We start from the raw sequence: 25,070 nt of genomic DNA, 5'->3' as shown, positions 1-25,070 counted from the left end.
GCCTCAGTTGTTCCAGAACCTGAACAGCGTGTAGCCGGCGTCCACATACCCGTTCGGCACCTGGAACCACTCCGTCACCGTGTCGATGAAGTCGAAGAACTTCACGTTCACCGACGGGATCCACAGCACCCCGAACACCGCCAGCAGCCCGAACTGCGCGAACGGCTCCACCTGCCGCCGCGTCTCGTACGACAGCCACGGCTCGACTATCCCGTAGCCGTCAAGGCCCGGCACCGGCAGCAGGTTCAGGATCGACGCGGTGATCTGCAACATCGCCAGGAACGCCAGCGCGTACTGGAAGTCGTACGGCCACTTGTCGGCCACGCCCAGCATGAACGGCAGCATCAGCAGGATCGCGCAGGCCACGTTGACCAGCGGCCCCGCCGCCGAGATCAGGCTGTGCCGCCAGCGCCCGCGGATCCGGCCGCGCTCGATGAAGACCGCCCCGCCGGGCAGCCCGATCCCGCCCATGATCACGAAGACCACCGGCAGCACGATCGACAGCAGCGCGTGCGTGTACTTCAGCGGGTTGAGGGTCAGATAGCCCTTCTCGCCGATGGTGATGTCACCGCTGTGGTGCGCGACCCGGGCGTGCGCGTATTCGTGCAGGCACAGCGTCACCACCCAGGTGGCCACCACGAACAGGAACACGGCCAGGCCCCGGCGGTCGGCGAAGCCGTCCCACACCGCCCAGCCGGACACCGCGGCGACCGCCACGATGCCGAGGAAGATCGGGCTGATGCCGCAGTCGCCGCGGCGCCCGGCCGGGCGGCGGATCTGGGTGACGGTCATCGGCGGGCTCCTGGCATCAACGGGCTGGACGGTGGCGGGGTCCGGTCGCCGATCATGCCATCAGCGGGGTGACGGCACACGCCATGCCGACAAAACGTGCGGGAACGGCAACAGGTTCCGCCGCCCCCGCATCCCGTTCCATCGCTCCCGCGCGCCCGGATCCGCCGCCCCCGTGCGCCCCGTCCGCCGTCCCCGCGCCGGCTGCCACCGCCCCGCGCGCACCCGGATCCGCCGCCCGACGGACCGTGCCGGCCGGCGTGGCGCCGCGACCGGCGCCACTCCGTAACAATGGGGCCGTGCGATACACGATCCTCGGTACCACCCAGGCCCTGCGCGACGACGGTACGCCCGCGACGCTGGCGGGCGGCCGGCTGCGCGCGCTGCTCACCGCGCTCGCGCTGCGGCCGGGCCGGGTGCTCACCGCGGACGCGCTGATCGACGACGTGTGGGACGGCGATCCGCCGGCCGGCGCCACCGGCGCGCTGCAGGCACTGGTCGGACGGCTGCGGCGGGCGATCGGCCATGACGCGGTCGACTCGGTCGAGGGCGGCTACCGGCTGGCCGCCGGCCAGGACGACGTCGACCTCTACCGGTTCGAGCGGCTGGCCGACGAGGGCTCCCGCGCGCTGGCCGACGGCGACCCGGTCAAGGCGGTCGGGCTGCTGGGCGACGCGCTGGCGCTGTGGCGCGGCCCGGCGCTGGCCGACCTGCCGGACCGCGGCACGGCCGCGCTGCGCAGCGAGGCGCTGCGGCTCGACGTCCGCCGGATGCGGCTGACCGCCGAACTCGACCTCGGCCGGGCCGCGCACATCCTGCCCGAGCTCGCCGAACTGGCCGCCGCCCACCCGCTGGACGAGCCGCTGCACGCCCTGCACATCCGCGCCCTGCGCGCCGCCGGACGCACCGCGGACGCGCTGACCGCCTACGACGCCGTCCGCCGCGCGCTCGCCGACGGCCTGGGCGCCGACCCGAGCCCCGAACTCCAGTCGCTGTACGCGGAGTTGCTCAACCCCGGCCCGCTGCCGAGCGCGCCGCGGCAGAACGGCGGCGACCACCGGGACCGGGCAGCCGAACGTGCCGGACGGCCGGAGCGCCCGGCCGGCAACGCCCGCGCCCGGCTGACCAGCTTCGTCGGCCGCGAGGTCGAACTGAACGCGGTCCAGGCCGACTTGGCGCGCGCCCGGCTGGTCACCATCACCGGCCCCGGCGGCACCGGCAAGACCCGGCTCTCGCAGGAGACCGGCGACCGGGTCTCCGCCCGCTGGCCCGACGGCGTCTGGTACGTGGAACTGGCCCCGGTCAGCGACCCGCGCACCCTGCCCGAGGCCGTGATCAGCTCGCTCGGCCTGCGCGAGACCCTGCTGCACGGCGGCAGCGCCGCCGAGGCCGCGCTCAGCGCGGAGAAACAGCAGCGCGACCCGGCCAGGCAGCTCGCCGACTACTGCGCCAACCGCAGACTGCTGCTGGTGTTCGACAACTGCGAGCATGTGATCGCCGCCGCCGCGACCCTGGCCGAGCAGCTGCTCGCCGACTGCCCCGACCTGTCGATACTCGCCACCAGCCGTGAACCGCTGGGCGTGCCGGGGGAGTTGGTCCGCCCGCTCGACCCGCTGCCCGACCCCACCGCGATGCGGCTGCTCGCCGACCGGGGCGCGTCCGCCCGCCCCGGGTTCTCCACCGAGGAGGACCCGGTGGCCTGCGCCGAGCTGTGCCGCAGGCTCGACGGGCTGCCGCTGGCCATCGAGCTGGCCGCCGCCCGGCTGCGCAGCCTGTCCCCGCGCCAGCTCGCCGACCGGCTCGACGACCGGTTCCGGCTGCTCACCGGCGGCGCCCGCACCCTGCTGCCCCGCCAGCAGACCCTGCGGGCCGTGGTGGACTGGAGCTGGGACCTGCTGGAGCCGGCCGAACGGGTGCTGCTGCGCCGGCTCGCGGTGTTCCGCGGCGGCTGGACCCTTGAGGCCGTCGAGGCGATCTGCGCCGATCTGGAAGCGTCCGACCCGGAAGCACCCGACCGGGAAGCACCGGACCCCGGCGCGCAGAACCCCGGCACCAGCACCGGCACCGGCACCGGCGCCGACCGCATCGCCGCCCCCGACGTCGCCGCCCTGCTCGCCTCCCTGGTGGACAAGTCCCTCGTCCTCGCCGAGCAGACCACCGACGGCACCCGCTGCCGGATGCTGGAGACCATCTCGGAGTACGCCGCCGGCCGGCTCGACGAGTCCGGCGAGCGGCCGGCCGTCGAGCGCCGGCACATGCGCTACTTCCGCGAGTTCGCCAGGCTCGCCGACTCCCGGCTGCGCGGCGCCGGCCAACTCCTGTGGTTCGAGCGGCTGGAGAGCGAGCACGAGAACCTGCGGGCCGCGATGCGCCGGGCGGTGGCGGCCGGCGACGAGCAGGAGGCGCTGGTACTGGTGCTCGGCTGCGCGTGGTTCTGGGAGGTGCGCAACTACAGCTCCGAGCGCCGCTACTGGCCGGCCGCGGTGGCGGCGATGGGGCTCGACCCGTTCCAGCAGCCGCCGGCCCTGGTGCCGGTCGAGCGCGGTCCGCTGGAGGACCCGCCGCCGCTCGACGGCGAGCGGCTGGCCGAGGCCCGCCGCTGGGCGCGGGTGGTGAGCCTCACGGCGGCCGAGGGCGAGCACGAGTGGTGGACCGACCCGGAGGCGATCAACGTCGGCAAGGCGATGATCGCCAGCTACCCGCCGCATCTGCCGCAGTCGGCCCGCTTCCCCGGGCTGCTGCGCGCCTTCGGCGCCTTCTTCTCCGGCGACTTCATCGAGCTGCGCCGGCTGATCGACGAGACGGTGGAGGCGTGCCGTACCCACAACCGGGTGTGGGAACTGGCCTACGCGCTGCAACTGCGGGCGAAGGTCAACAACGACATCTCCGAGGAGATGGCCAACTCGCTGCGCGACATCGCCGAGAGCCGCAGCCTGTTCGAGCGGCTGGGCGACGAGTGGGGGATGGCCGAGACCCTGTCGGGGGAGGCCGAGGCCGCGGGCAACGGCGGCGACTGGGCGCGGGCGATCGTCTGCTGCCGTGAGGGCATCGCGCTGGCCAGGAAGCTCGGCTCGCACCAGCACGTCCCGGTGCTCACCGTCCGGCTGGGCGACGCCCTGGTCAGCGCGGGGGAGGTGGAGGAGGGCGAGCGCATGCTGCGCGAGGGCATCAAGGACTCCGAGCGGTTCGGCTCGGCCGCCGAGGGCGCCGGCTTCTTCGGCCGGATGCTGCTCGTGGCGGTGCTCAGCCGCCGGGACCTCGACGCGGCGATGGCCCTCATCGACGAGACGATCCTGATCGGCACGCCGGGCGACGGCACGGTGCCCGACTTCGTGGCCGGCATGATGCGCGGGGTCAAGGGCTTCCTGGTCGGAAAGGCCGGCGACCCGGAGACCGGCCTGCGGATGATCGTCGACGGCGTCGGGGTGCTGTCCGGGCATCCGCTGGCCAGCGTCATCACCCCGCGGCTGGCCCTGCTGCTGTCGCCGGGCGCCGTCGAACTGCTCACCGCCCTGGCCGCCGACGCACCGCCCGGCGATCCGCGGGCCGCGCGCCGCGCCCACCGGGCCGCCGCCCTGGTCGCGGCACACGACCGGCTGCGCCCCAACGTGATGCCGCCAGTCGTACGCGAGGACCTGGACGCCTGCGTGGCCACCCTGCGGTCCCGGTTCGGTGACCAGGCGTACGAGACCGGGTACGCCGAAGGCGACGGCCTCTCGCTCGAAGAGGCCGTCGCCCTGATGCGCGACGTGGACTGAACGGTCCGGCGGGGGCTGCCCGGCGGCGGCGCCGTCAGGTCTTCTTGCGGAACCGGGCCACCGCGAGCGGCGCCGTGACCACCGTGATGCCCGCCGCCCAGGCCAGCGTCATCCACACCGAGTGCGCCACCGCGCCGCCGTTGATCAGCGCGCGGGAGGCGTCGGCCAGGTTGGACAGCGGATTCACCTTGGTGAAGCCTTCGAGCCAGCCCGGCATCGTGGTCGGCTTGGCGAAGATCGAACTCCCGAACTGCAACGGCATCAGCACCAGCATCGCCACCCCTTGCACGGACTGGGCCGTCTTCATGGTGAGGCCCAGCAGGATGAAGATCCACATCAGTGAGGCACCGAAGACCGTGGACAGCGCGACCGCCGCCAGCAGGTGCAGCACGTCAGTGTGAATGGTCAGGCCGAGCGCGAAGCCCATGCCCAGCAGGATCGCCGTGGCGATCATCATCCGGCCGATCTCGACCACGATCTTGGCGATCAGCACCGAGGACCGTGCGATCGGCATCGTACGGAACCGGTCCATGACCCCCTTGCTGAAGTCGTCGTTGACGCCGGTCCCGACCGCCATGGCGATGTTCATGCCCATCATCGCCATCAGGCCGGGGATCACGTAGTTCACGTAGGCGTGCTGGTTGCCCTTGCCGGAGACCGCGCCGCCGAAGACGTACACGAACAGCAGCGTGAAGATGATCGGCATCAGCACGGCGTCGAACATCGACTCCGGGTCCTGCTTGATCTGGAGCATGTTGCGCCGGGCCAGGGCGCCGATGTGCCGCAGGTTGGCCCGCAGGCCGATCCGGCCCTCCGCGGCCGCGGCGGTCTTGGCGGGGGCGACGGGCCTGGTCGCCGTGGCGGCGCTCATACCGAGACCTCCTCTTTCTTCGTGCCGGACGTGCCGGACGTGCCGGATGTCGTGCCGGACGCCGCATCTGACGACGCCGGGTCGTTCGGGTCGCCGGGGCCGGTGCCCTCGTCGGACCCCTGGTCGGTCTTCTGGCCGGTGATCGACAGGAAGACCTCGTCCAGGCTGGGCAGGTGGGTGCCGATGTGGGCGATGCCGAAGCCCCGGGCGCCCACCAGGCCGATCACGGCGGTGAGCTGGTCGTCGCTGAGGATCGGCACGTTCACCACGCCGTCCTCCAGGTCGGCGACCGCGCCGGCCACCCCGTCGAGCCCGGCCTCGGTGATCGCGGCGGCCATCGGGGCCACCTGCGCGGGCTCGGTCGGCCGGATCTGCAGGGTGCGCCCGCCGATCTTCGCCTTCAGCTCGTCCACCCTGCCGCCCGCGACCACCCGGCCGCGGTCGATCACCGTCAGCTCGTGGGCGAGCTTCTCGGCCTCCTCCATGTACTGGGTGGTGAGCAGGACGGTGGCGCCCTCGGCGACCATCCGCTGCACCTCCTCCCACACCTCGTTGCGGGTACGGGGGTCCAGGCCGGTGGTCGGCTCGTCCAGGTAGAGCACCGAGGGCCGGCCGATCATGCTGGCCGCCAGGTCGAGCCGGCGGCGCATACCGCCGGAGTAGTTCATCGCGGGCCGCTTGGCGGCCTCGGTCAGCGAGAACCGCTCCAGCAGCGCGTCGGCCCGCGCCCTGGCGTCCTTGCGGGACAGGTCCAGCAGCCGGCCGATCATGTACAGGTTCTCCCGGCCGGACAGCTTCTCGTCCACCGAGGCGTACTGCCCGGTCAGGCCGATCACCCGGCGCAGCTGCCGGGGCTGCTTGAGTACGTCGTAGCCCGCCACCCGTGCGGTGCCCGCGTCGGGCTGGATCAGGGTGGACAGGACTCTTACCAGCGTGGTCTTGCCGGCCCCGTTAGGGCCGAGGACGCCGAGCACAGTGCCCTGGCGTACGTCGAGATCCACACCGTCGAGGGCCTTGGTGGCACCGTAGTGCTTGACCAGACCGCGCACTTCGACGGCGGATCCCCCACCGATGTCAGTCAGTCGCGTCGTCATGTGCACCACCATGACGCGGCCCGCTGACATCGCGCCGATATATCGCCGACAGCCGGCGGGCGGCCGGTTGTCGGTACGGCGTCAGCGGGCTGTCGGCGGCCCTGGCGGAAGCTCCCCGCGATCCGGGCGAACAGCGCTGGAAACGGTGGAAGCCGGTGCGGGCCGGGGTGCAGACCGCCCGCACCGGCGCTCTAGGTGGGCACGCTGACCAGCAGCGTGCCGTCGGTGGTCCGTACCTCGAAGTGGCTGATGGCGCTCTCGTGCATGCCGGTGGCGCCGTGCACGGTCAGCGGCCTGGGCTGCTCGTCGGTGCCGTAGCCGGCCGGCGGCACCGACCAGGAGGCGACCGTCTCCTTGCCGCCGTTCGCGCCGACCGCGATCAGGCTGCACGCCAGCGGGCCGCGTACACCGGTCATCCGCAGGTCCACGGCGGTGCCCCAGCCCCGGTCCGTCAGCCCGACCACCGCCGCCGCGCCGGTGGCCGGGTTGGTGGCCGTCCGCCGGTCGGAGGCGAAGGAGGACGTCGCCGTGGGCCTGCCGCCGCCGTCATGGGTGGCCAGGACCGCGATCGCCGGGCCGCCGACCACCAGGACCGCCGCCGCGGCCACCGCCACCAGCCGGCGCCGCTTGCGCGCCCGGCGCTCACCCGCCACCTGGTCCAGCAGCCGGTCCAGCAGCGCGTCACCGGGCGGCGGCACGTAACCGCCGCCGGCGGCGCCGTCGCCGTTCAGCTCGTCCAGCACCGGCAGCAGACCGCTCAGCTCGTCCAGCTCCCGGCCGCAGCTGTCGCAGCCGGCCAGGTGCTCCTCGAACCGGGCCATCTCGTCGTCGTCCAGCGCCCCGAGCAGGTAGGCGCCCACGTCCACATGCGGCGATGTCATGAGGTGGTCACCCCTCTCTCCTCCAGTGCGTTCCGCAGAGCGCGCAGCGCGTAGAACACCCGGGACCGTACGGTGCCGGCCGGCAGCCCCAGCTCCTGTGCCGCCTCGTTGACGGTACGGCCACGGAAGTACGTCTCGACCAGCACCTCGCGGTGCGCGGCCGACAGATCCTGCAACGCGTCGGAGATGGTCATCAGCCGCAGCGACCGTTCCAGCTCGTCCTGCGCCGGCACCTGCTCGAGGCCGGCCGGCGAGGTCTCCGGCGGGCGCGAGCTGCGGCTGCGGTGGCCGTCGATCACGATCCGCCGGGCGACCGTCACCAGCCACGGCCGCAGCGACCTGGCCGCCGGATCCAGCCGGGACGCGCTCTTCCAGGCACGCAGCAGCGTCTCCTGCACGACGTCCTCGGCGAGATGGCGATCGCCCGCGACGAGCCGGAGCACGTAGGCGAAGAGCGCGCCCGCGTGCTCGCGGTACAGCGCCCGCATGAGCTCTTCTTCCGGGACCGAGCCCGCCGGTTCCGGAACCCCGGGGGGTGGTCCGTCCACGGCGGCATCCTGCCGTACCCGCCGCCGCGGGTCGAGCTGGGGTGGTGAGGACCGGGCCATCAGTAGCCGTTCGAGCCACCGGAACCGGAATCGGTGGTCGCCGGCGCGGAGCCCGCGGCCGCCGCCTTCCCGCCGGCCGGCGTCACCGCGAACCAGGTGCCCTGCACGCCCTGACCGTTGACGTCACCCGGCTTGGAGTCGGACGAGTACGTGTAGAGCGGCCAGCCGGCGACGGTGAGCTGCTTGCTGCCGTCGGCGCGGGTGATGCTGCCGACGAGCTTGCTGTCGATCCCCTTGACGGCGCTGCTCGCGGCCGGCGCGACCGAGGGCGGCCAGGCGGCGGCGCACTCGCCGGAGCAGTTCGAGACGGACGGCTTGGCGGTGTCCATGTCGAAGCGGTAGAGGGTCAGGCCCTTCGCGTCGACGATGATGCTGCCGAGGGTCGGGTCGTCGGCGACGTGCACGGCGCCGGTCGCGGCGGGGGCGGCCGACGAGGAGGCGGCCGGCGATCCGGAACCTGATCCGGAACCTGATCCGGAACCTGATCCGGAGCCGGAACCCGAGCCGCAGGCGGCCAGGGCGAAGGCGAGCGAGGCGGTCAGTGCGGCGGCGGCCAGCCGGCCGTGCGTGGAGACGGTCATGAGGCTTCCCGAAAGGTGCGAGGTTCGCCGCCGGGGCGGCGCTCATCGTCCTATACGGGTGGCGTGGCCGGTTGTCTCAAAAGATCCCCCGGCAAACCGGAAATCTTCGTTCGGAACGGTCCTAAGGGGGTGGGGCCCGGTGCGTACCGGGCCCCACCGGAGGAGTGCTCCGGGCTCAGTGGAAGGTGTGCTCCGGGGCCGGGAACGCGGCACCGGCCACGTCGTCGGCGAACGCCTTCGCCGCGTCGCCCAGGGTCTGCCGCAGGCTCGCGTACTGCTTGGTGAAGCGCGGCACCTTGCCGCCGGTCAGCCCGGCCATGTCGGTCCACACCAGCACCTGCGCGTCGGTGTCGGGGCCGGCGCCGATGCCGATCGTCGGGATCTCCAGCGAGCGGGTGACCTCGGCGGCCAGCTCGGCCGGCACCAGTTCCAGCACGACGGCGAACGCGCCGGCGTCCTGCGCGGCCTTGGCGTCGCTGACCAGCCGGTGCGCGGCCTCGTCGCCTCGGCCCTGCACCCGGTAGCCCATCGTGTTGACGGACTGCGGGGTCAGCCCCAGGTGCGCCATGACCGGGATCCCGGCCTGCACGATGGCCTCGGTCTGCCGCAGCGACCGCTCGCCGCCCTCCAGCTTGACGGCGCCGACCCCGGCCTCCTTGACCAGCCGGGTGGCGCTGCGCAGGGCCTGGACCGGCCCTTCCTGGTACGACCCGAACGTCAGGTCGCCGACGATCAGCGCCCGGCTGGTGCCGCGCACCACGGCTGCCGCGAGCATCGTCATGTGGTCCATGGTCACCGGCACGGTGGTGTCGAAGCCCAGGTGGCAGTTGCCCATCGAGTCCCCGACGAGCAGCACGGGGATGCCGGCCTCGTCGAAGACGGACGCGGTCATCGCGTCGTACGCGGTGAGCATCGGCCACTTCTCGCCGCGCTCCTTGGCGGCGCCGATGTCACGGACGGTGACCCTTCGAGCGCTTCGGGTGCCGGTTCCGCCGTACAGCGTGTTCGCGCCGTCGGAGGTCGCGCGGGCAGCCGGAGTTTGCGTCATGATGACGGCTCCTTCTAGTCATCTCGAGGCGCCCTGACGGCGTCCCCGGATCACCTCCATGCTGGCACGATCGCCTCTGCGGGGAAAGAGGAGTGCTTGAGACCCGGGTCTCAGCCGGTCCCGGCGGGAGACGCCCCCGTAGGGGCGCGGGGAACTGCGTGACAAGCCACGGCCGTGGCGCGCCCTACCACTGGCCCGAAGGGGCTGGTCCTGTTGTTTCCCACCCACCGGCCGGTGGGTGGTTGCTCGCGCAGTTCCCCGCGCCCCTGGTGATGCCGGGGCACGTCGCGCCCGCGCGTCAGGCGCTCAACCGGCCCGGAGGGCTGTCACCGCGGTCTTCAGCTCTGCCAGAGCGGAGCGGTAGAAGCGGGGGCCGTACGACACCCGGGCGACCCCGAGCTCGCGCAGCGCGGCCAGGTCAAGGCCGGGGCCCGCGTTGCCGTTCAGCGGGCCGGGGAGTCCGGCGACCAGGGCCGCGAGATCCGCGCGGTCCCGTACGCCGATCGGGTAGACGCAGTCCGCCCCGGCCGCCCGGTAGAGTCGGCCCCGGCGGACCGCCTCCGCCACCCGCTCGCCCTCGGGCACGCCCGCCACGGGCAGGAAGACGTCAACACGCGCGTTGATCACGAGCGGCACCCCCGCGTCCTCCGCCGCGGCCCGCACGTTCGCCAGCCACTGCGCGTGCACCCCCGCGTCGACCAGGCCCGCACCGCCCCGGTGATCCGTGTCCTCCAGGTTGCAGCCGACCGCCCCGGCCTCCAGCAGCCGGTCCACCAGCTCGCGCGGCCCCAGGCCGTACCCGGCCTCCGCGTCCACCGTCACCGGGACCGTCACCACCCGTGCGACCCGCGCCGCCGCGGCGAACATCTCCTGCCACGGCGCCCCCTCCCCGTCGGGATACCCGAGCATCGCCGACACGGCAGCGCTCGCCGTCGCGACCGCGGGGAACCCCGCCTCCGCCACCACCCGCGCACTGGCCGCGTCCCACACGTTGGGCAGGACGAGCATCTCCCCGGTGTGCAGTTCGCGCAGCGTCTCGGCCTGGGCCTTCAGGTCCGTCGGGTCAACAGCCATGGGTTCCTCATCTCTCCGGTGGTTCGTCCTCGGTAGTTAGACCACCGTGAGGCCGGAAATTCGTCGGGCCGGGTCAGCCGGATGCCCCGACCACCTTCGTGAGGAACCCGTCGAGATTGCGCAGCGTGCGGGCGACCTGCTCGTCCAGGGTCAGCGTCTCGTCCAGCCGCTTGACCGTCGCGGAGGTCTTCTTGCCGCGCACGTACAGCGAGCACGCCAGGTCGGCGCACATGTAGAGGGCCACGGTGTTGCCCTGGCGGCCGGGCGCGCCGGCCAGCGGGGCGGCGAGCAGGTCGACACCGCCGCCGGAGTGGCCGGTGAGGCACAGCGAGCAGAGGCTGCTCCGCAGCAGGTTGCGCCGGGCCCCGGGGGCGATCCGCATCGTGATGCCGACGGGGCGGGCGTCCTCGCCGGGGTCTCGGCCGGCGCCTTGGTCCCCGGCGGGCCGGACCAGATACGCGCGGTCCGGGGCGCCCGGGTCGCGCCAGCCCAGGAAGTCGAGGTCCGCCCAGGGGAGCGCGGGGAGGTCCCGGGGGAGGGTGATGCGTTTGGCCTCGCCTTTGGAGCAGTTGACGAAGGAGGCGCGGATTTCCGGGTCGGCGAGCGGGTCCATATTCCGACGCTAACAGCGCGTCCGCGCAGGTGTCGCGGGGTTTTCCGCCCCCGGTGGGCGGCGCCGGTTCGCTTCCGGGCACGGCGCCCCGGACCGTTCCCTCCCGGGTCCGTCGGCGGCTCCCGGCCGCCGGGTCAGCGGAGTTGGGCCGGGGCCTGCTGGGGTGGGAGTTCGGGATCGTCGGAGTAGCGCATCGGGGTGCCCGCCGGGTAGCGGGCGCAGCCGGTGGACGCGGTGATCTGGAGCCGGTCGCCGGGGTATGCCTCGACCGAGACGGTGTCCTTGGCGTTCGGGGGGCGCAGGCTGAGCTGGAGGCGGTCGGTGGAGTCCTCGTAGGAGGTCAGTCTCCAGCCCGCACGTGTCAGTTCGGTCCGTGCGCGCTGGAGCGCGGGGACCGCCTGGGCGCGGGTGACGTCCTTCAGGGCCCAGTCGTCGTTCACCTTGACGGTGCGCGGCTCGCTCGGCGGGGAGTCCATCAGGCCGTCGGAGAGGTGGCGCAGTCCGGGGCGCGGGCAGGTGTAGGGGTCGGTCGTCAGGCCCGCGCCCGGCCAGTCGGTGGCGAGTTCGGCGTCCGGCAGACCGAGCGCGTCGTAGATCGTCTGTGTGTGGTCGTCCAGCCGGCGGGCGGTGGCGGCGGGGTTCGCGACGGGGTAGGGCCGGCCCTTCCACTGCTGCTCGAACCAGAAGGCGAACGCCGTCGCGACCAGGGCCAACCCGGCCGCCGACACGGAACAGACGGCCCGGCGCCGTCCGCGGAAAGCCTGTCGCTCTGTCATGTGAAGCATCGTGCCGCGGCGCCGCGGGGCGGTCATGAGTACGGGTACCCAGGTGTCCACCAGGTCAGCGGCGGCCGCGACTGCGCATCGTCGATATCCCGACGCACCCGACCACCGCGAGTACTGATACCGCGGCCTGCGGGTGGGGGTTGTGCCCGGGGTGAACATCGGTCCGGGTGGGCTCGGGGATCAATACAGTCCGATGGCATGACGACGATTACCACGCGCACGGTCGAGTATCCGGCGGACGGGCTGACGATGGTCGGGCATCTCGCGGTGCCCGGCGGGAGCGGGCGGCGGGGCGCCGTGCTGGTCGGGCCCGAGGGGACGGGGCTCAGTGATGTGGAGCGGCGGCGGGCCGACGCTCTGGCGGAACTGGGGTATGTCGCGCTCGCCTTCGACATCCACGGCGGGCGCTGGCTCGCCGACCCCCAGGAGATGCTGGACCGGTGCATGCCGCTCCTGGGTGATCCCGAACGGATGCGGGGCATCGGGCACGCCGCGCTCGACGTGCTGCTGGCCGAGCCGCGGACCGATCCCGGGCAGATCGCCGGCATCGGCTACGGCACCGGGGGCGCGGTGCTGCTGGAACTCGGCCGCGAGGGCGTCGACCTGCGGGCGATCGGCACGGTCAACGCGGTGACCACCGGCCGGCCGGGGGAGGCCGCGCGCATCCGGTGCCCGGTGTGGGCCGGGGTCGGTTCGGAGGACCCGATCATGCCGCAGGCGCAACGGGACGCGTTCGCCGCCGAGATGCAGGCCGCGGGCGTCGACTGGCGCCTGATGGTCTACGGCGGCGCTCAGCACGCCTTCCACCACCCGCCGTCGGGGCTCACGACCGGCCAGAAGCTGCTCCCCGGCGTCGGCTACCACGAGCGCCAGGCGAAGCGCGCCTGGAACGACGTCCTCGCCCTGCTCGCCGAATGCCTCCCGGTGACCGCCCCCGCCGGATGACCGCGCCGCGACCCTTCGACCCGTGCCGCGACTGGCCGGGGCCCGGTTTTGCCGGAACTTTACGATACGAGACGGGACCGTATCGTAAATCGCTCCTACGCTGTAGCTATGGCCGACAATGCGATAACCGACGCCGTGCCGGAGGCGATTCACCGCCGCCGCTGGGCGATCCTCACCGTGCTGCTGTTCAGTCTGCTCGTCGTGGTGCTGGACAACTCGATTCTGAACGTGGCGATGAAGACCATCGCCCAGCCCTCCCCGAAAGGTCTCGGCGCCTCGCAGAGCGAGCTGGAGTGGGCGATCAACTCGTACACCCTGGTCTTCGCCGGGCTGCTGTTCACCGCGGGACTCCTCGGCGACCGCATCGGCCGCAAGAAAGTGCTGCTGTTCGGCATGCTGGTCTTCGGCGCCGGATCCGCGCTCTCCGCGTTCTCCGGCTCCGCCGGTGAACTGATCGCCTTCCGCGGGGTGATGGGCCTCGGCGGCGCGTTCATCATGCCCGCCACCCTCGCCATCATCATGAACGTCTTCGAGCGCGAGGAGCAGCCGAAGGCGATCGGCATCTGGGCCGGCGTCGTCGGGCTCGCCATCGCCATCGGGCCGATCACCGGCGGGCTGCTGCTCAAGCACTTCTGGTGGGGCTCGGTCTTCCTGGTGAACGTGCCCATCGTGATCGCGGGCCTGATCGCGATGTTCATCCTGGTGCCGGACTCCAAGGACCCCAGGCCCGGCAAGCTCGACCCGGTCGGCGTGCTGCTGTCGATCGCCGGCCTGGTGCTGCTGATCTACGGCATCATCAAGGGCGGCCAGTACGGCGACTTCACCCGGCCCGAGGTCTGGGCCACCGCGCTCGGCGGCCTGGCGATCCTGGTCGGCTTCGTCGTCTACGAGTCGCGCAGCAGCCACCCCGCCCTGGACGTGGCGTACTTCAAGAACCGGCAGTTCTCCGCGTCCGTCGCCGCCATCGGCCTGGTGTTCTTCGCGCTGATGGGCGTCACCTTCTTCGTGGTCTTCTACACCCAGTCGGTACGCGGCTACTCCGCCCTCCAGTCCGGCCTGCTGCTGCTCCCGCTGGCCGCCGCGCAGATGGTCTTCGCGCCGCGCGCCCGGCTGCTGGTGGACAGGTTCGGCCCGCGCGCGGTCTGCGCGGGCGGCATGGCGCTGACCGGGCTGTCGTTCATCGGCTTCCTGCTGCTCGGCGAGACCACCCCGATCTGGGTGCTGGAGGTACTGTTCTTCCTGATGGGTACGGCGATGGCGCACGTGATGCCGCCCGCGACCGTCATGATCATGTCGGCGCTGCCGCGTGAGAAGGCGGGCTCCGGGTCCGCGGTCAACAACACCTTCAGGCAGGTCGGCGGCGCGCTGGGAGTGGCCATCCTCGGCTCGCTGATGTCCACCGTCTACCGCGACGGCATCAAGGACCACCTCGGCGCCGTGCCCGCCCCGGCCCGGCACGCGGCCGGCGAGTCCATCGAGGCGACCCTCGGCGTCGCGGACCGGCTCGGCCCCAAGGGGCAGGCGCTGGTGCAGCCCGCCAACGACGCGTTCATCCACGCCATGCACATCACGGCGGTCGCCTCCGGCGCCGTCGCGCTGGTCGGCGCGGTGATCGTGATGCTGTTCCTGCCCGCGAAGGAAGCGGTCGCCGTCAAGCCCGGCGGCTCGCCGGAGCGCGAGATGGTGGGTGCCGACCAGTGAACACCTCTGGTCCGTCGGCCGCACGGCGCGGACGCCCGCGCAGTGCGGCCGTGGGCCATGCCGTCATCGAGACCGTGCTGCGGCTGCTCGGTGACGGCGCCTCCTTCGGCGAGCTGTCGATGGAGGGCATCGCCCGCGAGGCGGGCGTCGGCAAGGCGACGGTGTACCGGCGCTGGCCGGGCAAGGACGCGCTGCTGCTCGACGTGCTCGCGGCGGTGGACACGCCGGTGCCGTCGCTGCCGCCGGGCAACTCGGTGCGCGAGGACCTGATCATCGCGATCGAGCTGCTCCGGCGCCGGGGCGTCGCCAAGCGCGAGTCGGGCGTGCTGCGGAACGTGCTGATGCACGTGGAGAGCAACCCGGAGCTGTGGCGGCGGTACAAGGACACGGTGATCGCCAGCCGGCGGCGGGCGCTGGCGCGGATCCTGGACCGCGGGATCCAGTCCGGCGAGATCAGGGCTTCGCTGGGCGCCGACATGGACCTGCTGCTCGACGTCGTCACCGGCCCCGTACTTGCCCGCACCACGATGCGCCCGGACGCCCCGCTCGACGAGGAGCTCGCGGAACGCGTGGTGGACATGCTCCTGACGGGACTCGCCCCTCGTTCGTAGTGCCGCATGTGCTCGTCTTGTCACAGCCCGGGGAGCGGGGAACCCGGGGAGGGCGGCGGGCCGTCGTTTCTGGGGGGCGCATCCCCTAAGGTCGGCAGTGCGGCCGCCCAAGCGGCACGAACGGAGCAAGACGGCGAGGTATCCATGACTCAGGCGCAGAGCAGCACGGACGCGACCACGGACGGCGACCACCCCGGTCGCCGATCGCCCGCCTCCGACGCTCTGCACCGCTTCACGCACTGGTGGCGCCCGGCCGGCATGTGGCGGCGCGGCATCGTCCTCGCCGCGCTCTCGCTGCTGCTGATGCTGCTGCTGGTCTTCCACTCCGACGTGCCCAACCGGATCGGCAACCTCGGCAGCCTGCTGGAGACGTTCCTGCCCTGGCTCGGCCTCGCCGTGCCGATCCTGCTCGTGCTGGCCGTGCTGCGCCGCTCCACCACCGCGCTGATCGCCGTCGTGCTGCCGGCCGCGGTGTGGCTGAACCTGTTCGGCGGCCTGCTGCTCGACCGGTCCTCGTCGGGCGGCGACCTGACCGTCGTCACCCACAACGTCAACGCCGAGAACGCCGACCCCGACGGCACCGCCAAGGACCTGACGAAGGCCGGCGCCGACCTCATCGCGCTCGAAGAGCTGCCGGCCGGCCAGGTCCCCCGCTACGGCGGCGATCTCGCGGCCGCGTACCCGTACCACTCGGTGCAGGGCACGGTCGGGCTGTGGAGCAAGTACCCGATGAGCGACGTGCGTTCGGTGGACATCAAGATGGGCTGGGTGCGGGCCATGCGGGCCACGGTGGCCACCCCGGACGGCCGGGTGGCGGTCTACGTGGCCCATCTGCCGTCGGTCCGGGTGAAGTTGCACGCCGGGTTCACCGCCGGGCAGCGGGACAGCGCCGCCGACGCGCTCGGACAGGCCATCGCCGCCGAGAAGTTGGACAGCGTGGTACTGCTCGGCGACCTCAACGGCACCATGAACGACCGCGCGCTGGCCTCCGTCACCTCCCAGATGCGCTCCACCCAGGGCGCCGCGGGCAACGGCTTCGGCTTCAGCTGGCCGGCCTCGTTCCCGATGGCCAGGATCGACCAGATCATGGTCAAGGGGATCAAGCCGATGGCCTCCTGGACGCTGCCGAAGACCGGCAGCGATCACCTGCCGATCGCCGCCCGCCTCCAACTGCCCACCAGCTGAACGCCCGTTACGACCCCTCGCGCCACGCGTTGGTGATCGGCAGCCTGCGGTCCTTGCCGAAGCCCTTCGCGGAGATCTTGGTACCCGGCGGGTACTGCCGCCGCTTGTACTCCGCGGTGTCGGTCAGCTTCAGGATCCGGGTCACCAGCTCCTGGTCGAAGCCCGCCGCGATGATCGCCTCGCGGCCCTGGTCGCGGTCCACGTACAGCTCCAGCACCCGGTCGAGCACGTCGTAGTCGGGCAGCGAGTCGGTGTCGACCTGGCCGGGGCGCAGTTCGGCGCTCGGCGGCTTGCTGATCGAGTTCTCCGGGATCGGCGGCTGCTCGCCGCGCGCCTCGGCGTCGGCGTTGCGCCAGCGGGCCAGCTGGAAGACGGTGGACTTGTAGACGTCCTTGATCGGGCCGTACGCGCCGACCGAGTCGCCGTAGAGGGTGGAGTAGCCGACCGCGAGCTCGCTCTTGTTGCCCGGGGCCAGCACGATGTGGCCCTCCTGGTTGGAGATCGCCATCAGCGTCACCCCGCGCAGCCGGGACTGCAGGTTCTCCTCGGCCAGGCCGGTCAGCGCCAGCGGCTCCATGTAGGCGTCGAACATCGGGGCGATCGACACCGTGCGGAGGTTCAGCCCGGTGCGGCGGGCGAGTTCGGCCGCGTCGCCCTTGGAGTGGTCGGAGGAGTACGCGGAGGGCATCGAGACGCCGTAGACGTGTCCCGCGCCGAGCGCGTCACAGGCGATGGCCGCGACCAGGGCGGAGTCGATGCCGCCCGACAGTCCGATCAGCACCGAGCGGAAGCCGTTCTTGACGGCGTACGCGCGCAGGCCGGTGACCAGGGCTCCGTAGATCTCCGCGGAACGGTCGAGCGGCGGGGCGACGGTGCCGGTGAACTCCGGCTGGTACCCGGCGACCGGGTCCTCCGACAGCGTCACATGGCGGATCTCCAGGCCGTCGTCCACCCGGCCGGACGGGGCGGCCGGTGCGGCGGCCGGCAGCTCCAGGTCGAGCAGGACGCACTCCTCGGCGAACTGCGGGGCCCGGGCGATCACGTCGCCGCGCTCGGAGACGACGATGCTGTCGCCGTCGAAGACCAGCTCGTCCTGGCCGCCGACCATGGCCAGGTACGCCAGCGTGCAGCCGGCCTCCTGGGCGCGCTTGCGGACGAGTTCCAGGCGGGTGTCGTCCTTGTCCCGCTCGTACGGGGAGGCGTTGACCGACAGCAGCAGGCCGGCGCCGGCCGACCGCGCGGCGGGCACCCGGCCGCCGTCCTGCCAGAGGTCCTCGCAGATCGCCAGGGCGATGTCGACGCCGCGCACCCGGATCACCGGCATGGTGTCGCCCGGCACGAAGTAGCGGAACTCGTCGAAGACGCCGTAGTTGGGCAGGTGGTGCTTGGCGAAGCGCAGCGCGACCTTGCCGCGGTGCAGCACCGCCGCGCAGTTCTGCGGGGCGCCGGCCGGCTGCCCGAACCGCGGCCTGGCGTCCTCGCTGCGCCCCAGGTAGCCGACGACCACCGGCAGCTCCCCGAGCCCCTCGGCGGCCAGCCGCCCGGCCAGCTCCACCAGCGCGTGCCGGCTGGCCTCGACGAAGGAGGACCGCAGCGCGAGGTCCTCGACGGGGTAGCCGGTGAGCATCATCTCCGGGAACGCGACGAGGTGCGCCCCCTGCTCGGCGGCGTGGCGGGTCCACCGCAGCACCGACGCGGCGTTGCCGTCGATGTCGCCGACGCGGGAGTCGACCTGACTGAGAGCGAGTCGTAGTTGAGGCACACCCGCAGTCTAATCGTCACCCCGACACAATGTCGCTGTCGCTCCCGTCACGCTCCCGGTCGCGCCCCTGGCGGGGCGCTGACCGGGATCTTCGTTCCTAGCCCCGGAGCCAGACCGCCGTGTCGGCCGGGACTCGGCCGTCGTCGGAGAGCGGGCCGCTGGTCAGCAGGATGTCCTCGTGCGGGGGGAGCTCGGCCGGGGTGTCGGCCAGGTTCACCAGGCAGATGAAGTCACCGCCGCGGCGGAACGTCAGGGTCTGCTGCTCGGAGCCGAGCCAGCTCAGCGGGCCGTCCCCGAGTCCGCCCTCGCCGCGCCGCAGCCGGAGCGCCGTCCGGTACAGCGACAGCATCGACGTCGGATCGGCCGCCTGGATCTCCACCGTCCGCCCCGCCCAGTCCGCCGGCTGCGGAAGCCACGGCTCGGCGGAGTCCACCGGGCTGAAGCCGAACGGGGACGCGTCCCCGGACCACGGCAGCGGCACCCGGCAGCCGTCGCGGCCCGGGTTGGTGTCGGCGGAGCGCAGGTACATCGGGTCCTGCAGCTTGTCGGTCGGGATGTCCTCGACCTCGGGCAGCCCCAGCTCCTCGCCCTGGTAGAGGTAGACCGAGCCGGGCAGCGCCAGCGTCAGCAGCGCCGCCGCCCGGGCCCGGCGGGTGCCGCGCTCCAGGTCGGTCGGCACCCCGAACGCCTTGGTGGCGAAGTCGAAGCCGGTGTCCTCGCGGCCGTAGCGGGTCACCGTCCGGGTCACGTCGTGGTTGCACAGCACCCAGGTGGCGGGCGCGCTCACCGGCGCGTGCGCGGCCAGCGTGGAGTCGATCGAGGTGCGCAGCCTGGCCGGCTCCCAGGGGCAGGCCAGGAAGTCGAAGTTGAACGCGGTGTGCATCTCGTCCGGCCGCAGGTAGCGGGCGAACCGCTCGGTGTCGGGCAGCCACACCTCGCCGACCAGGATCCGGTTGCCGGGGTAGGAGTCGGCGATCCGCCGCCAGTCCCGGTAGATGTCGTGCAGGTCGTCCCGGTCGACGTACGGGTGCGCGGGCAGCACCGCGTCGGCGCCCGCGGACGGGTCGGGCAGGTCGGGCAGCTCCGGGTCCTTGGAGACCATCGCCGCGGAGTCGATGCGCACCCCGCCGGCGCCGCGGTCGAACCAGAACCGCAGGATGTCCTCGTGCTCGGCGAGGACATCCGGGTGGTTCCAGTTCAGGTCGGGCTGCTCGGAGTCGAAGAGGTTCAGGAACCAGTCGCCTGGGGTGCCGTCGGGGTTGGTGGTCCTGGTCCAGGCCGGGCCGCCGAACTGCGAGGGCCAGTTGTTCGGCGGCAGCTCGCCGTGCTCACCGCGTCCCGCGCGGAACCAGAACCGCTCCCGCGCGGGCGAGCCGGGCCCGGCCGCCAGCGCCTCCTTGAACCACGGGTGCACGGCCGATATGTGGTTCGGCACGATGTCGATGATGGTCCTGATGCCCAGTGCGACGGCCTCGGAGATCAGCTTCTCCGCCTCGGCCAGCGAGCCGAACACCGGCTCCACGTCCCGGTAGTCGGCCACGTCGTAGCCGCCGTCGGCCATCGGCGACGGGTACCAGGGGCTGAACCACAGGGCGTCGACGCCCAACTCGGCCAGATAAGGCAGCCGGGACCGCACCCCGGCGAGGTCACCGGTTCCGTCGCCGTTGCTGTCGGCGAAGCTACGCGGATAGACCTGGTAGATGACCGCGCCGCGCCACCAGTTCTCGTCGGCCTCGGGCTGAGGGGTGTCTGCCACGTCAACGTCCTTTCGGGCAGGTGGGACCCCGCCGCCGGCCCCGCAAGGCGGGGATGTGGGCATTCGGGGCCGGCGGCGGAGTGCTGTGGGGTGGTGCGTACGGAGGCTTCACTTGGATCTGTGCACCGGACCCTCGGTCAGCCCTTGAGGCTGCCCGCGGTCAGGCCGGACATGATGTTGCGCTGGAACACCAGGAAGATCAGCAGGGTGGGGACCGAGGAGATCGCCAGCGCGGCGATCAGCACGTTCTCCGGGACGCCCTGGGAGAGCGAGTTGATGCCGATGTTGATCGGCTGCTTGGTCGGGTCGGGCTCCACCAGCATCGGCCAGAGGAAGTCCTTCCAGACGTTCACGATCGCGAAGATCGACACCACGCCGATGATCGGTCGGGACATCGGCAGCACGATCGACCACAGCGTGCGCAGCGGCCCGGCCCCGTCGATCGACGCCGCGGACATCAGGTCCTGCGGGATCGAGTCGAAGAAACGCTTCAGCAGGAAGATGTTGAAGCCGTTGGCCACCGTCGGCAGCCAGATCGCCCACGGCTGGTTGATCAGGTTGATGTGCAGCAGCGGCAGGTCCAGGACCGTCATGTACTGCGGCACGATCAGCACCGTCGCCGGGATCATCAGGGTGGCGAGCATCGCGCCGAGCACGATGTTGCCGAGCACCGGACGCAGCTTCGACAGCGCGTAGGCGGCGGCCACGTCGAACACCAGCTGGAAGAACAGCGCGCCGAACGCGTAGTAGAACGTGTTGAACAGCAGCCGGGCCAGCTTCAACTGGGTCCAGGCCGTCTTGTAGTTGCCGGGCTTCGCGTGCTTCGGATAGAACGACGGCGGATTCGAGACCACCTCGTGCACCGACTTCAGACCGCCGGTCACCATCCAGTACAGCGGGCCGATGAAGACCACGGTGAAGACGACCAGCACCAGGGTGAGGACCGTCCAGTAGACGACCTTTCCCTTGCGCCGGCTCAGCGCCGCGGACGATATCAGGGTCCGATTCTGCGGAGTAAACGCTGCCATGTCCGTGATCCGTCCTAGTCGCTGTTCCGGCTGAGCCGTGTGTACACGCCGGAGAACACGGCGAGTACCAGCATGAGCATGAGACCGAGGGCAGCCGCGCCGCCGAAGTTGTTGTAGTGGAATCCGTACTGGTAGACCATGTACACCACGGTCATCGTGGAGTTCTCAGGACCGTTCCCGCCGTCCATCAGATAGACGTTGGTGAACTCCTGCATGGTCGCGACGATCTGCAGCAGGAACATCAGCGAGAGCACCATGCGGGTCTGCGGGATCGTGACGTGCCAGATCTTGCTCAGCAGCCCCGCGCCGTCCAGGTCGGCGGCCTCGTACAGCTCGCCGGGGATGTTCTGCAGGGCGGCCAGGTAGATCAGGGTCGCGCTGCCCATGCTCATCCAGGTGGCCGCGATCACCACCGAGATCAGCGCGGTGTGCGACGAGTCCAGCCACTGCGAGGTGGGCAGGTGGACCTTGCGGAGAATGGTGTTGAAGAGCCCGTACTCCGGGTTGTAGAAGTACTTGAACAGCAGGGCGCCGGCCACCGGCGGCAGCATCACCGGCAGATAGACGACCATCCGCAGGTAACCGCGCGCGTGCCGCAGCTCGTTGAGCATGATCGCCACGAGGAACGGCACCGCGAAACCGATGACCAGCGCGTAGAGCGAGAACTCCGCGGTGTTCTTCCACGCCGTCCAGAAATACGGGTCGTGGTAGACGGTCTTCAGGTTCTTCATGCCGACCCAGGACGTGACACCGCGCCTGGTCTGCTGGAAGCTCATGATGAACTCGCGGACCATCGGATACCACGAGAAGAACCCGAAGCAGAGGACCGCGCCGATCAGGAATCCATAGGCCTGGACGTTCGATCCGAGCTTGCGACGCAGCCCGGAGCGCTTCTGCTCGGGAACACCGGTGGGACGCCCGGCTCGGCGTTTCGTCGTTTTCTGAGGGACGGTCGTCGCCGCCATGGGTACTCCTCGACTTGGGCTGGTGCGTCGGGCCGGTGCCGATACCGCGGCGCGGGGGCCGGTCGGGTGACCGGCCCCCGCGGGGGTGCTGCTACTGGCTGGCGGCCAGCAGCTGGTTGGCCTGCGTCTCGGCGGTGGAGAGCAGCTTGTCGATGTTCGCGTTCTTGTTGGTCAGCACACCGGACATCACCGTGTCCAGGACCGCGTAGAGCTTCTGCGCGTTCGGCGGCTCACCCTTGCCGGGGACCTGGGCGTCGACGTACGTCTTGAAGTTGACGACCGGGACGGTGGCGTACTGGGTCTTGTCCGCGGTGTCCTTGTCCTTGGACGCGCCGGTGAAGAAGAACGGCTGCGGCAGACCCACCGGGATGCCGTCCGCCTTGTTCCTGGCGTAGTTGAACTGGCCCTTCTCCAGGGTCAGGAACTTGAAGTTGATCCAGGCGATGCCGGCCTTGATCTGGTCGGGCGAGTCGCTCTTCTTGAAGAAGTAGTCGTTGCCGCCCATCAGCGAGGTCTTGCCCTCGGGGATCGGCGCCATGCCGATGTCGGTGAACTTGGCGCCGTACTCCTGGACCATCAGCTGGATGTCGTCAGGAGCACCGAGGTACATGCCGATCTGGCCGGCGCCCATCGCCTTCTGGCTCTCGCTCCACTCCTTGCCGGGGCTGTCCGGCGTGGAGTGGTCGGTCCAGCGCATGTCGTGCAGGGTCTGCAGGATCTGCTTGGCCTCGGGGCCGTTGAAGTCGGCCTTGGTGCCGTCCGAGGAGACGACGTCGTTGCCCGCGCCGTACAGCGCGGAGGTCAGGTGCCAGCCGCCCTGGTTGCCGCCGCCGTACTCGAAGAAGCCGTGGATGCCCTTGCTGCCCAGCTTGTCCTGGATGACCTTGGCGTCCGTGCGGATCTCGGCCCAGGTCGTCGGCGGCTTGTTCGGGTCGAGGCCCGCCTCGGAGAACAGCTTCCGGTTGTAGATCAGGCCCATCGAGTAGTTCGTGGTGGGCAGACCGTACAGCTTGCCGCCGTCCTTGAGGATGGCGAGCATGTTCGGGTCGATGTCCTTGAGGTTCGGCACCGTCTTGTCGTTGACGTAGTCGGTGATGTCGGCCGCCTGGCCGGCGTCCAGAACCTGCTGCAGGTCGGTGACGTAGCTGTAGAACGTGTCGGTCTCGCTGCCGGCCTGCATCTGCGCGGTGAACTTGTCCGCGTCCTCGCAGGGGTAGGTGTCCTTGCTCTTGATCGTCACGTTCGGGTACGTCTTGTTGAACTCAGCGACGTCGTCGATCCACTGCTTGCGCTCGGCCTTCTTGGTGGTCGGCGGCTCGCAGTCCACGCTGATGGTGACCTTGGCGTTCTTGTCCAGCGGCGTCGAGGCGCTGGAGCCGGCAGCACTGCTGCTGCTCTTGTCGCCCGGCTTGTTGTTGTTGTCGTTGCTGCTGGAGCAAGCGGCACCGGTCAGCCCGATGCCCGCGACCAGTGCGACTGCCACCAGTCTGCGGTAGCGGATTCCGCTCATGTTCAAAACCCTTCCCCTGAACCACTGCGCGTCGTTGGACTGCGATCTGGGACCCCCGTGGGCACATGCTGCGCATGATGTCCGGCGCAGGTGCGCGCCGCCGTCCGGGTTGGCTCAACGTACTTAACCCGATAGATGTCCGCAAGATGTCGCGTGAATTTCGCAAAGACACGACTTGGTCACGCTGGAGAACGGCTGGAAAAACGGCAGAGCCGGGGCAGGGGAGTGGCTCTCCCGCCCCGGCTCGGTGGGCCGGCGGTGTGGCAGCCCTCAGACGCCCGCGTGGAACGGTTCAGACGTCGAGGTGGTCGTGATCAGACGTTGGCGCGCGCCTCCGGGTGCGGGAGGCGTGAGGCGTGCGGTGCGGGTCCGGTGGAACCGCGTACTACGAGTTCGGGCTCGAAGAACAGCTCGTCGTGATCGACCGAGGCACCGCTGATCTCTCCGGCGAGCAGGTCCACCGCGGCCCGGCCCATCGCCTCGATCGGCTGCCGGACGGTGGTCAGCGGCGGCTCGGTGCAGTTCATCAGCGACGAGTCGTCGTAACCGATTACCGAGACGTCGTCCGGTACCGTCAGCCGCCGCCTGCGGGCCGCCCTGATGGTGCCGAGCGCCAGCAGGTCGCTGGCGCAGATGAACGCGGTGATGCCGCGGGCGAGCAGCCGGCTTGCGGCCGCCTGGCCGCCTTCGAGGGTGAACAGTGCGTGCTCGACGGTGACCGTGGGATCGACCCGGCGGGCGGCGGCGAGCTTGCGGCGGGACGGTACGTGGTCGGGCGGCCCGAGGACGAGCGCGATCCGCTGGTGGCCGAGCGAGATCAGGTGGTTCATCGCCTGCTCGACGGCGACCGCGTCGTCGCAACTCACCCGCGGGAAGTCCAGATGGTCGATGGCCGCGTTCATCAGCACGGTGGGCAGGTTGCGTTCGGCCAGCCGCGCGTAGTGGTCGTGCGGCGACTCGGCCTGGGCGTACAGGCCGCCGAAGAAGACCACGCCGGACACGTGCTGCTGGAGCAGCAGTTCGACGTAGTCGGCCTCGGAGACGCCGCCCGCGGTCTGCGTGCACAGCACGGGAGTGAACCCCTGCTGGGCCAGCGCACCGCCGACAACCTCCGCGAAAGCGGGGAAGATGGGATTCTGCAACTCGGGCATGACCATGCCGACCAGCCGGGCGCGTTCACCGCGCAGCTGGGTGGGCCGTTCGTATCCGAGCACGTCAAGGGCGGTGAGGACCGCGGCCCGGGTCGCGTCGGAGACGCCGGGCTTTCCGTTCAGCACCCGGCTGACGGTGGCCTCGCTCACCCCGACCTTCTTTGCCACCTCGGCAAGTCGTCGTGTCATGGGGTGGATTCTAGTACAGGTGGCGCAAGTTTCTTGCGGTCTATTTGCGAGATCTCTGCAAGTCATCCAAATTTTGCGAAATCTGATCGACATCTTGCTGTCTCCTGTACGACATCCCTATGGTGTGCGTCACGTTTGTGACTTCAGCCAGAAGGGACACCCCCC

General features: G+C 71.2%; 21 protein-coding genes. 5 read left to right on the top strand and 16 right to left on the bottom strand.

All coding sequences use genetic code 11. The features are described from left to right. Nucleotides 1–3: 3 nt before the first annotated feature. Nucleotides 4–792, bottom strand: a complete 789-nt coding sequence (locus tag ACQPW6_RS08935) for a site-2 protease family protein (RefSeq protein WP_433889019.1) — start codon at nt 790–792, stop codon at nt 4–6. 296 nt (nt 793–1,088) lie between these two features. Between ACQPW6_RS08935 and ACQPW6_RS08930 the strand changes: the two genes are divergently transcribed. Continuing rightward, nucleotides 1,089–4,547 carry an AfsR/SARP family transcriptional regulator gene (locus tag ACQPW6_RS08930; protein WP_433889018.1) on the top strand — a complete coding sequence of 1,153 codons (3,459 nt, stop codon included), beginning with the start codon at nt 1,089–1,091 and terminating at the stop codon, nt 4,545–4,547. A 34-nt stretch (nt 4,548–4,581) separates the two neighbouring features. Here ACQPW6_RS08930 and ACQPW6_RS08925 read toward each other — a convergent pair whose 3' ends face one another. From ACQPW6_RS08925 to ACQPW6_RS08885, 9 genes are all read right to left on the bottom strand, one after another. Then, the gene (locus tag ACQPW6_RS08925) at nt 4,582–5,418 is read right to left on the bottom strand and encodes an ABC transporter permease (RefSeq protein ID WP_433889017.1); all 837 of its coding nucleotides are present in this window, start codon (nt 5,416–5,418) and stop codon (nt 4,582–4,584) included. Then, complete coding sequence (locus ACQPW6_RS08920; protein WP_433889016.1) at nt 5,415–6,512, bottom strand: ATP-binding cassette domain-containing protein; 1,098 nt, start codon at nt 6,510–6,512, stop codon at nt 5,415–5,417. The genes ACQPW6_RS08925 and ACQPW6_RS08920 overlap by 4 nt, the downstream gene beginning before the upstream one ends. Nucleotides 6,513–6,703: 191 nt before the next feature. Beyond that, nucleotides 6,704–7,393, bottom strand: coding sequence for an anti-sigma factor family protein (locus ACQPW6_RS08915; RefSeq protein WP_433889015.1), 690 nt, complete (start codon nt 7,391–7,393; stop codon nt 6,704–6,706). Continuing rightward, nucleotides 7,390–8,001, bottom strand: a complete 612-nt coding sequence (locus tag ACQPW6_RS08910) for a sigma-70 family RNA polymerase sigma factor (protein ID WP_433889014.1) — start codon at nt 7,999–8,001, stop codon at nt 7,390–7,392. Before ACQPW6_RS08910 ends, ACQPW6_RS08915 begins: the two co-directional genes overlap by 4 nt. Continuing rightward, a complete protein-coding gene (locus tag ACQPW6_RS08905; protein ID WP_433889013.1) occupies nt 8,001–8,582 on the bottom strand; it encodes a hypothetical protein in 582 nt (193 codons plus the stop codon). Before ACQPW6_RS08905 ends, ACQPW6_RS08910 begins: the two co-directional genes overlap by 1 nt. A gap of 175 nt (nt 8,583–8,757) precedes the next feature. Next, nucleotides 8,758–9,630, bottom strand: a complete 873-nt coding sequence (gene panB / locus ACQPW6_RS08900) for a 3-methyl-2-oxobutanoate hydroxymethyltransferase (RefSeq protein WP_433889012.1) — start codon at nt 9,628–9,630, stop codon at nt 8,758–8,760. A gap of 306 nt (nt 9,631–9,936) precedes the next feature. Next, on the bottom strand, nt 9,937–10,704 hold the full coding sequence (locus tag ACQPW6_RS08895) for an isocitrate lyase/PEP mutase family protein (RefSeq protein WP_433889011.1): 768 nt from the start codon (nt 10,702–10,704) through the stop codon (nt 9,937–9,939). Nucleotides 10,705–10,777: 73 nt separating this feature from the next. Continuing rightward, nucleotides 10,778–11,317, bottom strand: coding sequence for an FBP domain-containing protein (locus tag ACQPW6_RS08890; RefSeq protein ID WP_433889010.1), 540 nt, complete (start codon nt 11,315–11,317; stop codon nt 10,778–10,780). Between the two features lie 134 nt (nt 11,318–11,451). Then, nucleotides 11,452–12,093, bottom strand: coding sequence for a hypothetical protein (locus ACQPW6_RS08885; RefSeq protein WP_433889009.1), 642 nt, complete (start codon nt 12,091–12,093; stop codon nt 11,452–11,454). 207 nt (nt 12,094–12,300) lie between these two features. Here ACQPW6_RS08885 and ACQPW6_RS08880 point away from each other — a divergent pair, with 207 nt between their 5' ends. From ACQPW6_RS08880 to ACQPW6_RS08865, 4 genes are all read left to right on the top strand, one after another. Continuing rightward, the gene (locus ACQPW6_RS08880; protein ID WP_433889008.1) at nt 12,301–13,047 is read left to right on the top strand and encodes a dienelactone hydrolase family protein; all 747 of its coding nucleotides are present in this window, start codon (nt 12,301–12,303) and stop codon (nt 13,045–13,047) included. Between the two features lie 108 nt (nt 13,048–13,155). Continuing rightward, on the top strand, nt 13,156–14,748 hold the full coding sequence (locus tag ACQPW6_RS08875) for an MFS transporter (RefSeq protein ID WP_433889007.1): 1,593 nt from the start codon (nt 13,156–13,158) through the stop codon (nt 14,746–14,748). Between the two features lie 50 nt (nt 14,749–14,798). After that, nucleotides 14,799–15,359 (top strand): TetR/AcrR family transcriptional regulator, encoded by a 561-nt coding sequence (locus tag ACQPW6_RS08870; RefSeq protein WP_433889006.1) that lies wholly within the window; start codon nt 14,799–14,801, stop codon nt 15,357–15,359. A 258-nt stretch (nt 15,360–15,617) separates the two neighbouring features. Further along, a complete protein-coding gene (locus tag ACQPW6_RS08865; RefSeq protein ID WP_433894470.1) occupies nt 15,618–16,544 on the top strand; it encodes an endonuclease/exonuclease/phosphatase family protein in 927 nt (308 codons plus the stop codon). A 7-nt stretch (nt 16,545–16,551) separates the two neighbouring features. Here ACQPW6_RS08865 and ACQPW6_RS08860 read toward each other — a convergent pair whose 3' ends face one another. The 6 genes from ACQPW6_RS08860 to ACQPW6_RS08835 form a co-directional block, all read right to left on the bottom strand. Then, nucleotides 16,552–18,306 carry an NAD+ synthase gene (locus ACQPW6_RS08860; protein ID WP_433889005.1) on the bottom strand — a complete coding sequence of 585 codons (1,755 nt, stop codon included), beginning with the start codon at nt 18,304–18,306 and terminating at the stop codon, nt 16,552–16,554. Nucleotides 18,307–18,403: 97 nt separating this feature from the next. Then, nucleotides 18,404–20,062: a glycoside hydrolase family 13 protein gene (locus ACQPW6_RS08855; protein ID WP_433889004.1), complete on the bottom strand. Its 1,659-nt coding sequence runs from the start codon at nt 20,060–20,062 to the stop codon at nt 18,404–18,406. A 137-nt stretch (nt 20,063–20,199) separates the two neighbouring features. Continuing rightward, entirely contained in the window at nt 20,200–21,090 is an 891-nt protein-coding gene (locus tag ACQPW6_RS08850; RefSeq protein ID WP_433889003.1) for a carbohydrate ABC transporter permease, read from the bottom strand. A 14-nt stretch (nt 21,091–21,104) separates the two neighbouring features. Next, on the bottom strand, nt 21,105–22,055 hold the full coding sequence (locus tag ACQPW6_RS08845; protein WP_433889002.1) for a carbohydrate ABC transporter permease: 951 nt from the start codon (nt 22,053–22,055) through the stop codon (nt 21,105–21,107). 91 nt (nt 22,056–22,146) lie between these two features. Continuing rightward, on the bottom strand, nt 22,147–23,565 hold the full coding sequence (locus tag ACQPW6_RS08840; RefSeq protein ID WP_433889001.1) for an ABC transporter substrate-binding protein: 1,419 nt from the start codon (nt 23,563–23,565) through the stop codon (nt 22,147–22,149). A 314-nt stretch (nt 23,566–23,879) separates the two neighbouring features. Beyond that, the gene (locus ACQPW6_RS08835; protein ID WP_433889000.1) at nt 23,880–24,905 is read right to left on the bottom strand and encodes a LacI family DNA-binding transcriptional regulator; all 1,026 of its coding nucleotides are present in this window, start codon (nt 24,903–24,905) and stop codon (nt 23,880–23,882) included. Between the last annotated feature and the right edge of the window lie 165 nt (nt 24,906–25,070).

Origin of the sequence: Streptomyces sp. CA-111067 (assembly GCF_050956065.1) — a bacterium.
Lineage (GTDB): Bacteria > Actinomycetota > Actinomycetes > Streptomycetales > Streptomycetaceae > Actinacidiphila.
Note: the sequence above shows the minus strand (reverse complement) of the source record. Positions and strands in the feature narration are given on the sequence as shown.

Bases quoted from the DNA above. Each gene is read 5' to 3' on its own strand.
- ACQPW6_RS08880 (WP_433889008.1), top strand. From the start codon at position 12,301: ATGACGACGATTACCACGCGCACGGTCGAGTATCCGGCGGACGGGCTG.
- ACQPW6_RS08885 (WP_433889009.1), bottom strand. From the start codon at position 12,093: ATGACAGAGCGACAGGCTTTCCGCGGACGGCGCCGGGCCGTCTGTTCC.
- ACQPW6_RS08895 (WP_433889011.1), bottom strand. From the start codon at position 10,704: ATGGCTGTTGACCCGACGGACCTGAAGGCCCAGGCCGAGACGCTGCGC.
- ACQPW6_RS08890 (WP_433889010.1), bottom strand. From the start codon at position 11,317: ATGGACCCGCTCGCCGACCCGGAAATCCGCGCCTCCTTCGTCAACTGC.
- ACQPW6_RS08865 (WP_433894470.1), top strand. From the start codon at position 15,618: ATGTGGCGGCGCGGCATCGTCCTCGCCGCGCTCTCGCTGCTGCTGATG.
- panB (WP_433889012.1), bottom strand. From the start codon at position 9,630: ATGACGCAAACTCCGGCTGCCCGCGCGACCTCCGACGGCGCGAACACG.
- ACQPW6_RS08910 (WP_433889014.1), bottom strand. From the start codon at position 8,001: ATGGCCCGGTCCTCACCACCCCAGCTCGACCCGCGGCGGCGGGTACGG.
- ACQPW6_RS08925 (WP_433889017.1), bottom strand. From the start codon at position 5,418: ATGAGCGCCGCCACGGCGACCAGGCCCGTCGCCCCCGCCAAGACCGCC.
- ACQPW6_RS08875 (WP_433889007.1), top strand. From the start codon at position 13,156: ATGGCCGACAATGCGATAACCGACGCCGTGCCGGAGGCGATTCACCGC.
- ACQPW6_RS08840 (WP_433889001.1), bottom strand. From the start codon at position 23,565: ATGAGCGGAATCCGCTACCGCAGACTGGTGGCAGTCGCACTGGTCGCG.
- ACQPW6_RS08850 (WP_433889003.1), bottom strand. From the start codon at position 21,090: ATGGCAGCGTTTACTCCGCAGAATCGGACCCTGATATCGTCCGCGGCG.
- ACQPW6_RS08845 (WP_433889002.1), bottom strand. From the start codon at position 22,055: ATGGCGGCGACGACCGTCCCTCAGAAAACGACGAAACGCCGAGCCGGG.
- ACQPW6_RS08835 (WP_433889000.1), bottom strand. From the start codon at position 24,905: ATGACACGACGACTTGCCGAGGTGGCAAAGAAGGTCGGGGTGAGCGAG.
- ACQPW6_RS08920 (WP_433889016.1), bottom strand. From the start codon at position 6,512: ATGACGACGCGACTGACTGACATCGGTGGGGGATCCGCCGTCGAAGTG.
- ACQPW6_RS08905 (WP_433889013.1), bottom strand. From the start codon at position 8,582: ATGACCGTCTCCACGCACGGCCGGCTGGCCGCCGCCGCACTGACCGCC.
- ACQPW6_RS08915 (WP_433889015.1), bottom strand. From the start codon at position 7,393: ATGACATCGCCGCATGTGGACGTGGGCGCCTACCTGCTCGGGGCGCTG.
- ACQPW6_RS08935 (WP_433889019.1), bottom strand. From the start codon at position 792: ATGACCGTCACCCAGATCCGCCGCCCGGCCGGGCGCCGCGGCGACTGC.